9 protein-coding genes and 1 pseudogene are annotated in these 13200 nt (G+C 71.5%); 5 read left to right on the top strand and 5 right to left on the bottom strand.

Annotation, left to right across the window (positions count from 1 at the left end):
• Positions 1 to 18: 18 nt before the first annotated feature.
• Together ACN27G_RS02630 and ACN27G_RS02625 are read left to right on the top strand one after the other, a co-directional pair.
• Complete coding sequence (locus tag ACN27G_RS02630) at positions 19 to 402, top strand: SCP2 sterol-binding domain-containing protein (RefSeq protein WP_421491182.1); 384 nt, start codon at positions 19 to 21, stop codon at positions 400 to 402.
• Positions 392 to 2473, top strand: coding sequence for a glycogen debranching N-terminal domain-containing protein (locus ACN27G_RS02625; protein ID WP_421491181.1), 2082 nt, complete (start codon positions 392 to 394; stop codon positions 2471 to 2473). Before ACN27G_RS02630 ends, ACN27G_RS02625 begins: the two co-directional genes overlap by 11 nt.
• A gap of 178 nt (positions 2474 to 2651) precedes the next feature.
• On the opposite strand, the gene ACN27G_RS02620 is transcribed toward ACN27G_RS02625, so the two are convergent.
• From ACN27G_RS02620 to ACN27G_RS02605, 4 genes are read right to left on the bottom strand one after another with little or no spacing between them, the layout of a single operon-like run.
• A complete protein-coding gene (locus ACN27G_RS02620) occupies positions 2652 to 3380 on the bottom strand; it encodes a hypothetical protein (RefSeq protein ID WP_421491180.1) in 729 nt (242 codons plus the stop codon).
• Positions 3381 to 3403: 23 nt separating this feature from the next.
• Positions 3404 to 3751: a hypothetical protein gene (locus ACN27G_RS02615; RefSeq protein WP_421491179.1), complete on the bottom strand. Its 348-nt coding sequence runs from the start codon at positions 3749 to 3751 to the stop codon at positions 3404 to 3406.
• Positions 3744 to 4595 (bottom strand): hypothetical protein, encoded by an 852-nt coding sequence (locus ACN27G_RS02610; protein WP_421491157.1) that lies wholly within the window; start codon positions 4593 to 4595, stop codon positions 3744 to 3746. The genes ACN27G_RS02615 and ACN27G_RS02610 overlap by 8 nt, the downstream gene beginning before the upstream one ends.
• On the bottom strand, positions 4596 to 4847 hold the full coding sequence (locus ACN27G_RS02605; RefSeq protein WP_421491156.1) for a hypothetical protein: 252 nt from the start codon (positions 4845 to 4847) through the stop codon (positions 4596 to 4598).
• Positions 4848 to 5474: 627 nt separating this feature from the next.
• Here ACN27G_RS02605 and ACN27G_RS02600 point away from each other — a divergent pair.
• On the top strand, positions 5475 to 7058 hold the full coding sequence (locus ACN27G_RS02600; RefSeq protein WP_421491178.1) for an SGNH/GDSL hydrolase family protein: 1584 nt from the start codon (positions 5475 to 5477) through the stop codon (positions 7056 to 7058).
• A gap of 91 nt (positions 7059 to 7149) precedes the next feature.
• Here the strand turns inward: ACN27G_RS02600 and ACN27G_RS02595 are convergent, their stop codons facing one another.
• Positions 7150 to 8469 carry a restriction endonuclease gene (locus ACN27G_RS02595; protein ID WP_421491177.1) on the bottom strand — a complete coding sequence of 440 codons (1320 nt, stop codon included), beginning with the start codon at positions 8467 to 8469 and terminating at the stop codon, positions 7150 to 7152.
• A gap of 188 nt (positions 8470 to 8657) precedes the next feature.
• Here ACN27G_RS02595 and ACN27G_RS02590 point away from each other — a divergent pair, with 188 nt between their 5' ends.
• Positions 8658 to 9920 (top strand): M48 family metalloprotease, encoded by a 1263-nt coding sequence (locus ACN27G_RS02590; RefSeq protein ID WP_421491176.1) that lies wholly within the window; start codon positions 8658 to 8660, stop codon positions 9918 to 9920.
• A gap of 699 nt (positions 9921 to 10619) precedes the next feature.
• Positions 10620 to 11714, top strand: a pseudogene (locus tag ACN27G_RS02585) (S8 family serine peptidase); the annotation flags it as partial.
• Positions 11715 to 13200: the final 1486 nt, after the last annotated feature.

Below are 13200 nucleotides of genomic sequence, written 5' to 3'. Positions count from 1 at the left end.
CCTCGTCAGGGAGGGTTGATGGCGGATCCGACCGCGGACTTCTTCGCGGGTGAGGCGCAGCGTCGGGCACACCTGCTGCCGCAGGGGATCGCCGCGACGGTCCGTCTCGACCTGAGCCGCCCCGAGCGCACCGAGCACTGGTACGTCACGCTGCGGGAAGGCGAGGTGGCGGTGTCCCGGGAGGCGGACCGTGACGCGGACTGCATCATATCGACCGAAAAGTCGATCTTTGACCGGCTCGTCCTTGGCGCCAACCCGGTCGCCGCGACGCTCCGCAACGACGTCACCTACCGGGGCTCTCCCGAGGTACTGATCTACTTCGAGCGTCTCCTGCCCGGGCCACCCGGCTCCGTCGGGCCGATCAGGGCCGCCGGAGCCGGGGGCGGAGCCCATGGAAGATGAGCGGACAACGATCCTGGAGGGCCTGACCTTCATCGTCAGCGCCCGGAACGGGGATGTCGACCCGGCTCCCGGCGAACCGGACGGGCTCTACTTCCTGGACACGCGGTTCCTGTCCAGATGGGTCGTGACCGTGGACGGCAACCGGCTCACCCCGCTCTCCGTCGACGATCTCCAGTACTTCGAGGCGCGCTTCTTCCTGGTGCCCGGAGAACCGAGGCACTACGTCAGTTCCACGCAGTCGGTGATCCGCCATCGCTCGACCGTGGCCGGGATGGACGAAGAGGTCACGGTTCTCAACCACACCGACCAGCCGGTCGAGGCGACGATCCGGCTCGAGGTCGCCAGTGACTTCCTCGACGTCAACCGGCTCGGCAACCCGCCCGTCCCGCGAGAGGGAGAGTTCCGGCACGCCATCGGCGACCGCCAGCTACAGCTGGAATACCTGCGCGGGCGCTTCCGGCGCGCCACGATCGTCCGGACCAGCACCGAACCGGCCGGGATCGACTCCGGCGGCATGACCTTCACCGCCCGGCTCGCACCGCACGGCGCCTGGAACACCCGGTTCCAGGTGACGACCGACATCCGGGCGTCGAGCGGTGCCGAGGTCACCGGCGCCGGTCGATCCCTGCGGGAGATGAAGGAGGGGATGCGGGACGAGCTCGACGCCTGGATCGCGGCGGCGCCGCGGCTGGAGACCGGGTACGGCCCGCTCGTCACCGCCTACCGGCGCAGCCTGATCGACCTGGCCGCGCTCGCCAACCCGGGCATCACCGGCCGGGGGAAGCTCCCGGCCGCCGGGCTGCCGTACCTCAACATCGCGATCGGCAGGCAGTGCATCTTCACCAGCCTCCAGACGCTGCCGTTCCTGCCCGGCCTGGCCGCCGACACGCTGCGGCTGCTCGCCACCGACCAGGGCGCGAAGCTCGACGACCACCGCGAGGAGGAGCCAGGGAAGATCATCCATCTGCTCCGCTTCAACGAGGGGGCGGCCTTCGAGGAGCGGCCGTACCTCTACTACTACGCCTCGGCCGACGCCACGCCGCTCTTCGTGGTGCTGCTCGACGAGTACGAACGGTGGACCGGTGACGTCGGGCTGGTGCGGACACTGGAGAAGGAGGCGCGCAGAGCGCTCGACTGGATCGACGAGTGGGGCGACCTCGTCGGGGACGGCTACCTCTGGTACCAGCGGCCCCGCTGGCCCGACGAGCCGCCCAACCAGTGCTGGAAGGAGTCCGAACCGGCCATCTGCTACGCCGACGGACGGCGGCCCGGCTGGCCGCGCGCGACCTGCGAGCTACAGGGCTACGCCTACGACGCCAAGCGGCGCGGCGCGCGGATGGCCCGGCTGTTCTGGGACGACCCGGCGTACGCGCACCGCCTCGAAGAGCAGGCCGCCGACCTGCGGGACCGGTTCAACCGGGACTACTGGCTCGCCGACCGCGGCTACTACGCGCTGGCCCGCGAGGTCGACGGTACGCCCGTCGACGCGCTGACCTCGAACATCGGGCACCTGCTCTGGAGCGGCATCGTCGACGCCGACCGCGCCCCGGCACTTGTCGAACACCTGCTCGGCTCCCGGCTCTTCTCCGGCTGGGGAGTGCGAACCCTCGCGACCGGCGAGGCCAACCACAACCCGGTCGGCTACCACATCGGCACGGTCTGGCCGTACGACAACTCGGTCATCGCCGAGGGTATGCGCCGCTACGGCTTCGCCGCCGAGGCGTCGACCATCGCGCAGTCGATACTCGACGCGGCCCCGTACTTCCAGGGCCGCCTGCCGGAGGCGTTCACCGGTTACGACCGCGCCCTGACGACCTACCCGGTCCGCTACCCCACCGCCAACAGCCCGCAGGGCTGGTCGGCGGGCGCGGTGCTGTCGCTGCTGCGCACCCTCCTCGGCCTGGCGCCGCATCCCGACCATCTGGAGAGCAGGGCCCTGATACCGCCGGAGATCGGCGAGATCACCCTCTTCGACGTCTGCGGGCGGTGGGGCAGCGCCGATGTCTTCGGTCGTGCCCGAAAACCGGACACGACCGGCCGATGCAGTACCGATCCGGACGGGTCCGGGTGAGGGAGGCTCCGGGAGTCGTCGGCCCAGACCGGCCTGTCGAGCGTGTCGACGCCGCGAATCTGCACGACCCGCTCCGCTTCATGGATCTGATTCAACGGTGCCGAGCGCGTCGTTGCCGAGCTCCACGCCGGCCGGTGAAGGCTCGCCCTGACCCGCCGGTGACCGCAGCCCACCACGCCTAGCTCGGCGGCCGAGGCCCGTACCTGCGTTCCAGCTCCGCGCTGTCGTCAAGAGTCAGGTGACGGGTGGTGCCGCGTTGCTCGTCTTCGGCGTCGATCGCAGCGGCGCTTATCGAGCTGAGCGGGTCAAGCCTGCTCAGCCAGACCAGCCGGACGGCCTCGTCGAGGAAGGGATCGAAGTCGGCTCCGGCCTTCAACGTCGCGGTCACGGAGGCGCTCGCGGAATTGCTTATGTTGTTCTGGTACCCGACCTTCACCCTCACCACGTCCGGCCGTGCCGCCAGCGCCTCCTGAATTTCGGTGGCAATCGCATCCGACTCCGCCCGCTCCTCAGGTGAATCCGCCAGCCCGCCACAGGCTGCGACAGCGAAAAGCACGCCGAGCACGTGCACGTTGGTACCCATGTCGTTGAGGAACGGACTGTCGGAATCCCACGGCATGTTCATCACCTTGGTGCCGGGGATGTCGACCACGTACGCCGTGCTGCCGTCCGGATGCGTGACCACCCGTACGTCGATCTGATCCGGCTCACCAGCGCCGGACTCTCCATTGCGGTAGTTGAGGCCGGCGATCAGGTCACCGAAGCCCTGCGGCGGGGTGGTCATCTCGTCGCGCGAGGTGTCGATATTGGTGCCGGTCCCGTTCACGTCCGGCACGGTGACCGAACAGGTGCCGTCGTCGTAGAACTCGCCGAGCAGGTCCGCCGCGCCCGGCACGTCGCCGACCATCGGGGCACCCGGCACGCTGCTGATCAACCCCGGACCCAGTCCGACGAGGGTGTCGACGATCCCGGGATGGTCGGTGACGAGCAGTTCCCAGTCGATGTCGTCGGCCACCAGCGCCCCGGCGGCGGCCAACGGCGCCAACGGCGGCCGTCCAACGCCCGCAGCAGGCCGGCCTCTATCCTGGCGAACCCGTCCGGGTGGAGCACCGCCGAGGCCACCAGGTCCGGATCGGCGAGCATGCCGTGCCCCTGCACGCCGATCCCGGCCAGGTCGCGGGCGAGGTCGTCGCTCTGCCGGGCCAGCAGGCCGATGTCCTCGTACCGGGCACCCGTCCCACCGGCGCCGCCGCTGACCTGGAACTCCGGATCACCCATCGCCGCCCTCCACAAGCTGTCCCAGGTACGGCGCCAGCCACACCCCGATCTCCTCCCGCGCCACCGGCCGCACCGACACCATCCGCCGGCCCGAACCATCCGGCTCCGGACGCAGCCCGAGCCAGCCGCCCTCCGTGGCCAGCCAGACCACCTGCGCCACCCCCACCCCGGCCCCGCTGCGGCCGCCCACCAGCACCCGCAACACCCCGGTCGTACGCGCCCGTACCTGCTCGACCAGCCGCACCTGTACCGCCGTCAACCCCAACGCCGCCGCCGCCTCCGCACGCCCGGCCGCCCCCGCCAGGTCACCCGAGCGGGTGTAGTCGGCCAGCGCCGCCAGCGGCAGCCGCCCCGACACCCGCGACCCGCCGCCGCCGAGCGCCCGGCCGAGCCGTCCCGCCGCCCCCGCCAGGTCCCGTTCCCCCGGTACGACCCGGACCAGTTCACGCCCGAGCGCCACCGCCTCGAACATCGACAGCTCGACAGCACCGTCGGGCAGCCCGACCAGGGCCGCACCCGCCGGCCCGGCCACCGCCGCCACCGCCCGTACCGAGCGCCCCCCGACCGACGCCTCGACCCGGATCACCACCCGCGCGGCCGCGAAGATCGCCAGGTTCGCCAGCACCTCCTCCGCCGGCCGGCACTCAAGCGGATCGTCGTCGGCACTCACCACGCCCCGGGCGGCCAACGCCTGCCCGGCGGCGCGCAGGAGGTCCGGCTCCGGCTCGTCCAAGACGTCGAGCCCGGGCGGCGGAGCCAGCCCCGTGCGACGGACCAGCAGTGTCCACTCCGGAGCGGTCAGCACCAGCCGGTGTGCCGGCAGCACCTGACCGTCGGCGCCCACCTAGAGCACTCCCCTGCCCCGGAGGATGTCGCCGACCTCCAGCCAGCGCCGGTCGCCGGAGGCCGGCAGGTTGCCGGGCCGCACCGGCCAGCCCGCCCACGGCGCCTCCATCGCAGCCCTCAGCAACGGGCCGCCGACCAGCGGCGCCAGGTCCCTCATCCGCTCCGCGGTCCCGGCGAACCACACCCTGGCCTGCTCCTCGATCCGGGCGATCAACGCGATCAGTTCCCGTACCTCCTGGGCGTGTGTCAAGCCCCGCATCCGCCACCGCGTCCAGCTCGTCCGCGACCTGGTCCGCCCGCACCCGGTCCCGGCCCACCTGATCCCGATACGCCTGCGCCGACACCGACACCCACCGCGCCGCCTGCCCCCGCCGCTCATGGTCCGCCGCCCGCTCCCGGACCTCGACGGCCCGCTGCCGCAGCCGACCCGCCAGCCGATCCAACTCGTCCGGATCCCCATACATCCGAAGCACGCCCCCGTCCCTCCAGGCAACAGCCGCAGCGGACCGCCGACAGACACACGGAGCATCGAGATCATCGCCGTCCGTCGATACGCCTCGCCCAGAGTGCCGCACCTGGTCAAGACCCGCAAGCCACCGGCCCGGCACGTCGAGCGGCCGCCGTCCGATGCCACGCGCCCGAGGTTCGAATGTTGTCGAGAAACGTCTGACAAACCGGATACGGAATCCCGGGCAGGATTGCGGAATGCCTGGAGGGTTACCGATCCTCTCCACCCGTGTTTGCGTATTTTCACGGATGTGTCCCGCCCGGACCGCTTCCTACGCTGAGCCTTCCTCGACGGCATTTGCCGATCGATCAAGCTGGGGAGGTAGCAGTGACGACGTTCGGGAAACGGTGGTCACGGCGGCGATCGAGGTTGGCCCTGTCGGTGGTGTCGGTGGCGGCGGTGCTCTGCGGCTCGGTCGTGAGTGCGCACCCCGTACAGGCCGATCCGGTGGCGCCCGAGGAGCGGAGCAGTCGGATCGCACCCGCCGGCAAGGCCGACCCGACGAAGCGGCCCGAGGACGTCTTCGATCCGGCGACGAAGCTTCCACAGTCGAGGGTCCTGCCCGGCAACGGTACGAAGATCGCCCCGCTCACGTCCGAGCTGAAGCCCACCAAGCCGAAGGCGCTTCCCGGGGCCGGGAAGGCGAGCGGGGTCGGTCTCGCCTTTCCCGGTGGCTCCGGCACCGACTCGACGTCGGGTGTCAACGACTACACCTGCACGCCGAGCATCTACGGCAACACCTACGTCGGAGAGGACGGGACGATCGGTCCCTACTCCGACACGATCTACACCGCAGACGTGCAGTGCAACTTCTTCCTGGAGTACATGTACGGCATTTCCGCCGCCGTCGACTGGAGCCCGTACTACGAGGGCGAGATCGGCTACGTCGGCACGGAGTTCGCGGTCAGCGGCAGCTACGGGGCCAGCTACGGCGCTTTCGAGGTGCAGGGCGACCTGTACGACGGCGGCCGGCAGGTCGAGGTCATCCTGGAGCTCTACCTGATGGCCTCCGCCCCCTGGGCGGCGTGCAACCCCATCCCCGGCCTCCGCTACCTGCTCTGCGAAGGGCTCGGCAGCCTCACCCTGCACGTCGTGCTCGGTACCGGGGCGTTCAACACCGGGCTGGCGCCACCGGTCATCCGCTTCACCGCGCTCGGCGACTCCTACTCGTCGGGCAACGGCGCGCCCACCAACGTGGACCCGATCTCCGCACCGGACTGCCGGCGCAGCACCGAAACCTACTCCTGGCAGCTCATCGCCGGCCGGCTACCGCTCGGCGACCGGGGCCAGAGCCTGCCCATCGACCGGCCGAACCTGAGAGCGTGCAGCGGCGCCCGCCTGGAACACCTGCTCAACCCGCAACCCGAGGCCGGAACGCCGCAGTTGCAGTGGGTGAGCCCCTACCGGACCCGGCTGGCCACCATCACCATCGGCGGCAACGACCTCGGCTTCACCGACCGGCTGTCCGGCTGCTTCAGCGGCTACTGCGCCGACGCCCCGCTGCTGACCCCGGCCGACCTGTCCGCGATACAGGCCCGGCTGAGCAACGCATACGCGCTCATCATGGGCAGCATGAGACCCGACGGGCGGTTGATCGTCCTGGGCTATCCGGCCGTCCTGCCGAACCCGGGCGACCCGCAGGACTTCCAGCGGGACTCCGGTAACTGTGGCATCGTCAACACCTTCCTCAGCGACGCCGAACTGAGGAGGGTCTACGAGGCGGCCACCCAGATCAACACCGCCATCGCCACCGCGGTCTTCCTGACCGGCGACTCCCGGGTGCGATACGTCAACACCCTGGACGCCTTCCGCGGGCACCGGGTCTGCTCGCCCGACCACCTGCGCTGGGCGGCCGACATCTCCTTCCCCACCACCTCGGACACGTTCCACCCCAACGGCGCGGGATACGCCGAGATGGCCCGCCAGATCCGGTCGCAGGTCGGCATCGGCTGACTGTGACGTAGCCACAACCGCGGGCGGGCCTCACCGCGGCCCGCCCGCAACCGGTTCCGAGCAGTACGAGGACGCGCGGGCACGGCAGGGATCATCCGAACAGGATCTCCTCCGGCCGCCGGTGGGCGACAGCCGCCTCGTACCCGGTGTCGACGGAGCGCAGCAGCGCGTCCAGGTCACCGTCGTAGTCGGCTGCCGCCATCCGGAGGACCTGTTCCACAAGCGTTCGGCCGCCGACGAGCACCAGCGGGTACTGGTCGTCGATCACCTCGATCTGGGCTCGGCGGGAAAAGGTGCCGGTGGTGACGAAGACGCCGATCCAGCCGCGCCGCAGCCGTGCGACGACCCGGGCGACCTGGTCCGGGCTGATCGAACTGCTGGGTGCCACGCACTTGGCCTGACCGAGCACGACCAGCGGCGTACTGCTGCCCGGGGCGCCCACGTCCAACCGCCCGACGAAATCCATCCCGCCGTCGCCACCGGCCCGGGTCAGCCAACCATCCCGGTACATCGCACCCGAACCGGCCAGCAGTTGGGCGGCCACCCGGGCGGCCAGCAGTTCGAAGGCGTGTTTTCGGCCGTCGAAGAAGTGATAGAGCCGCCGCAACACCCGCATGTCGTCCGGGTTGGCCGGCAACTGTTCGTCGGCGGTTCTCACCCGGGACGAGACGACCCGGCGTCGGACCCGCGGGATGGCGGCCCGCCCCTGGTCGACCCAGCGTAGCCAGGACGCCGGCGCGAACCGGTGGGTCTGTTCGGTGGTGAGCGAGGCGTCCCGCCGGTCGTCGATCCAGCGCAGATCCAGGGTGTCGCCGGCCGGCGCCAGATCCAGCACCGCGAGGTCCAGCACCAGGTTGGGGAAGCTCCGGCCGCCGCCGGGATCGCGCTGGACGATGTGCTCCAACCGTTCGACCACCGCGACACCGCAGAACTCGACGTGTCCCTTCACCACCCGGCGCCCACCGCGCAGCACGGTGGCGGACCGGAACAGCAACAACGGCGGCGCCAACGACCGCTCGTATGCGCTGGTCCCGGCGTGGTGTCGCCACGCCTCCAGCAACGCCCGGTTGCCCGCCGTCGCACCGGGCAGGCCGATGGTATCCGGCTTGTGGTCGCCGTAGTAGCGGACGTGCCCGTGGTCCAGGTCGAACTCGTCGTGCCACGGGTTGGTCGCGTGCCCCGCCTTCCAGGGGCTGGACCGGATGGTGATGACGGGCCGGCGCCGCTCGTCCGGCGCCTGGACCATCGCGGCCGGGTTGATCCCGCGCTCCAGCATCAACCTCGGCAGGTCCCGGCCCGGAGCGGCGGTTATGTGGTGGTAGTTCGGGTAACCGTCGACCTCGACCTCGATGGGGCTGGCTCCCCTGGGGTAGCGGAAGACGTCCAGCATCGGCACCCGGTTGCGGTCCACCGCGTCATCATGCCGGGTCCGACGGACACCGGGCAGAGGCCGACCGGGGCAGGCCGACCGGATCGGGCCGTCCGGTGCTCGGTGGGAGGGCGCGCCGGTCGAGCCGTGCAGCCGTGCGTCGCGCCCCCGGGCGGATGGATCGTCTGGGCCGCGCGCTCGCTTGACGAGCGGAATGGTCTAATACCGCCGTGCCGGAATCCTGTCCCGAGTGTGGGGGCAACCTGCTCGCCGTCGAGGACACCACACCGTGGTGCGGACGCTGCGAGTGGAATCTCGATACGTTTCCACCGGTCAACGGCATCTGGGCCCGACGACTGGTCGTCGGCCTCGATCGGCGGGCCGGATTCCGGGCGGGCCGGGCCCTGGCCGCGCTCGGCGAGCATGAGATCTCCCGCCGCGCGACCGTCGGCTTCGTCGCGCTGGTCGTCGTCTCCGCGCTGCTCACGATCGGCTTGCTGGCAACGGCAGGCGTCGGCGTGTGGTTGGTCGTCACCGGCGGGCTGCTGCCGCCGATCCTGCTCGGGCTTGCGCTGATCGGACTCGCCGCGACGCTCCGACCGCGGCTCGGCAGCCGCAAGCGGGCCGTCGCCAACGGCTGGATCGTGCCCGCGGACTCGGCCGTGTCCGCGCTCGTCGGGCGGGTCGCGGACGCCACCGACGCACCCCGACCGCACGTGATCGTCGCGGATCTGGACTGGAACGCCGCCGTCGCGGTGGTAGGGCTGCGGCGCACCCGGGTACTGCGCCTGGGCGTACCGTTGCTGCTCGCACTGGACGAACAGCAGCAGGTCGCCGTGATCGGCCATGAGCTCGGCCACCTCAAGCACGACGACTCGCTGCGCGCGCTGGCGACCATGCCCGCGCTCACCGTCTTCGGCCGGCTGGCCCGGCTCACCACGCTCCCGCCCGGTGACGCCGCCGACCGCGGGCTCGCGGGCGTGCTGGCGCTGATCTTCAGTGTGCTGCAGCTCGTGATGGGCGCGCTGTCCTGGTTGTTCTGGACGCTGCACCTCGGCCTGCATCTGATCGGCGCCGCGGAGCGACGCCGCACCGAGACGCACGCCGACCTGATCTCCGCCCGCGCCGCGGGTCACCGTGCCGCGCTCGAGTCGCTCGACGTCCTGGCGCTGCTGGAGACCCGCATGAAGGGTCTGCTGCATCCGAACGTCGCCGATGGTCGGGCTGCCGCCGAGTGGCGCGACCTCTTGACCCATGCCCGCGCCCGCGCAGCCGGCGACGTCGAGGCCCTGCGCCAGCTCACCATCCGCGACGCGGCGTCCATGCTTGCCAGTCACCCGGCACCGGGTCGGCGCCACCAGTGGTTGCGCGCCCGGCCCCACCTCGATCCGTTGGTCACGGTGACACCTCTGGAGGCGGAGACGCTGCGGGCGGAACTGGCTCCTTACGCGGAGCCGCTCCTCAGGCGCATCCGCGAGGCACACGGCCTGTAGCAGGGCACGGCACGTCCGGACGGCTCGTCATCGCCGGATCACGGGACTGCCCTTCGTCGCCCCGGGCTGCGCCGCGCCGGGCGCTCGCCCCGTGCCGACGGTTGGCGTCGCGGCAGCGAGGTGGAGATCAATTTGGGACAGTCGGCGATCGACACGGCTCGTTCACCATCCGTGCTTCACGACGGCTTACGTTGGCAGGGTCGGGAGGACCGCCACCGTGGCATCGCTTCCGTTCCGCTGACCACGGGTCGCTGACCACGGGCGAAGGCACGTGCACGGCGTACGGGAGGATTCATGCGCACTCGACGAGGGCCGTGGCGCGGGATGCTGGCGGCTGTTCTGGTCGGCTCGCTGCTCCCCGCCGGCTTCGGCCCGGGAGCCGGTACAGCGTCGACGACCGGTGCGGCCGGCCCCGACGCGATCGACGTGGGCCGGCGAGCGTCGGCGTGGCCGGCGATGGCGACCTGGCCCGGGAGCTCGTGCTCATCACCGGTGACCGGGTGACCCTCAACCCCACCGGCGCGGTCGGTATCGAGCCGGGCGAGGGACGGTACGGCATCACCTTCGCCACCTACCGCGACACCGACGGGCACGTCCACGTCGTACCCTCCGACGCGGAGGACCTGCTGGCCCGGGGCGAGCTCGACCGGAACCTGTTCGACGTGACCGCGCTCTCCGCGTACGGCTACGACAGCCGGCGTGGGGGCACCGCCGCTGATCGTGACGTACGGCAGGAACGGCGACGGTGCCGCGGCGCGCGGGCGGTTCACCAGGGGCGGCGCGCGGCTCGCCCGGGAGTTGCGCAGCGTGGGCGGCGCTGCGGTGGAGTCGTCGTCCGCCACGGCGGCGCAGCTCTGGCACGAGCTCACCACCGAGGTCACCACCGGCGCCGGCCGGCGGAAGCTGCACGCCGAGATCGGGCAGGTGTGGTTGGACCGCAGGCTGAGCCTGCACCTGGAGAGCAGCGTGCCACAGGTTGGTGCGCCCACGGCCTGGGCCGCCGGCTACGACGGGACCGGGGCGACGATCGCCGTGCTCGACTCGGGCATCGACGCCACCCACCCCGACCTGGTGGGCAGGGTCGTCGCCGCGCGGAACTTCACCTCGGAGGCCGACGCCGACCTGCTCGGCCACGGGACCCACGTGGCCTCGATCGCCGCCGGCACCGGCGCGGCGTCCGGCGGCGCCCGCCGGGGGGTGGCCCCCGGCGCGTCGCTGCTCGACGGCAAGGTCTGCACCGCGGGCGCCTCGAACAACTGCCCCGAGTCGGCGATCATCGCCGGCATGCAGTGGGCCGCGCAGCAGGGGGCCGACGTGGTCAACCTCAGCCTCGGCGGGCTCGACACCGTCGGCGTCGACCCCATGGAGCAGGCCGTCAACACGCTCACCGCGCAGCACGGCACGCTCTTCGTGGTCTCGGCCGGCAACCGCGGTCCCGGCGAGATGACGGTGGAGAGCCCCAGCACCGCCGACGCGGCGCTGTCGGTCGGTGCCGTCGGTGACGACGGCCTGCTGCCCTACTTCACCGCCCGCGGCCCGCGCATCGGCGACACCGCGATCAAACCGGACCTGACCGCACCCGGGGTGAGCATCACCGCGGCGGCCAGCTCCACCGCACCCTCGACACCACCCGGCGAGTCCTACGTGGCGAACGAGGGTACGTCGATGGCGGCGCCGCACGTGGCCGGCGCGGCCGCGATCCTCGCCCAGCGCAACCCGGGGTGGACCGGGACACAGCTCAAGTCGGCGTTGCTGGGTTCGGCCCAGCCCCACGACCCGACGCCGATCTTCGAACAGGGCGCCGGCCTGCTCGACGTCGCCCGCGGGTACGACCAGCGGCTGCTCGCCGACCCGCCGAGCCTCAGCCTGGGCCGTCAGCAGCATCCGCACCACGACGACCCGGTGCTCGACCGCACCGTGACCTACACGAACAGCGGCACCTCCGCCATCACCCTGAGCCTGGAGCTGACGACCCGGGACCCGAACGGCTCGGCCGCGCCGGCCGGGATGTTCTCTCTCGACGCCTCCTCGGTGACCGTGCCCGCGGGTGGCAGCGCCGCCGTGCGATTCACCGCCGACACCGCGCGGGACGGCCCGGAGGGGCACTACGGCGGGACCATCACGGCGACCGCCGACGGCGGCGTACGCGTCGTCACCCCGTACGCGGTGGATCGGGCCGTCGCCGGTGGGGAGGTCACCTTCCGGCACCTCAACAGCGTCGGCGAGCCGACCAGTGAACGCAGCACGATCCTCTTCTCCCTGGACGGCGGGGAGGACTACTTCCTCGGCACCGAGAGCGAACCGATCACCCGGTACATCCGGGCCGGGACGTACCTCCTGCAGTCCTGGATCACCGACTCGGCCGACTTCGAGTCCCGGCAGACGGTGCTGGTCAACCCGAGCGTACGCATCGACGGCGACCGGACCATCACCCTCGACGCCCGGCTGGGGCGGCCGGTCGACGTCGACGTCACCGGCGACCCGAGCGAGCGGACGCTCAGCGTGGAGCTGGGCTACTGGTGGCGCGACAACGCCGGCAACACGCGGTCGTACAGCAATCTGCTCGACGGCGGCCGGCCGCTCGCCTTCGGTCAGGTCGACCCTGGGCAACGCACCCCGGGGCTGACCAGCTTCCTGAACGTCACCCTGGCCGCCCCGGGACCGGGCGGCGACTTCGTCAACTCGCCCCGCAGCTACCACCTGATGCAGCGGTTCGACCAGTACGTACCGACCGGATTCACCCGGACCTACTCGACCGCCTCGCTGGCGCGGGTCGACGCCCGACTCGCCGAGAGCGCCCCGGACACGCGGGGAAACAAGACGTCGTACCCGTCCTTCGGGGACCAGCGCCGCTGGATCGGCCAGTTCGCGATCCCGTTCGACCTGCCCTTCACCCACACCAAGTACTACAGCGCCGCCCCCGGCCTGCGCTGGTTCTCGACGTTCGGGGACCACCATCCGGCCTCGCGCACCTCGACGATCTCGTTGCAGAGCGCACCACGCGCCTACCGCGCGGGGACCACCGTCACCGAGGGATGGAACGAGCCCGTGCTCGGCCCGTCGTACTCGGCGTTGCTGGTGCCGTCCGACGGCGTGCACCGGACCGGCAACACCATCCATCTGGACCAGACGATCATCGGCGACGGTTTCGGCCACTCCGGATGGACCAACGCCACTCCACGGTACGCGCTCCGCCGGGACGGCACCGTCATCGCCGACAGCACCGACGGGCCCTGGCCCGACGTGACGGTACCGGCCACCCGGTCGACCTTCCGGCTGG

The sequence above is a fragment of the Plantactinospora sp. WMMB334 genome, assembly GCF_049179095.1.
In the GTDB taxonomy this organism is placed as follows: domain Bacteria; phylum Actinomycetota; class Actinomycetes; order Mycobacteriales; family Micromonosporaceae; genus Plantactinospora.
The sequence above is the reverse complement of the archived record's forward strand: the minus strand, read 5'-3'. Positions and strand labels throughout refer to the sequence as shown.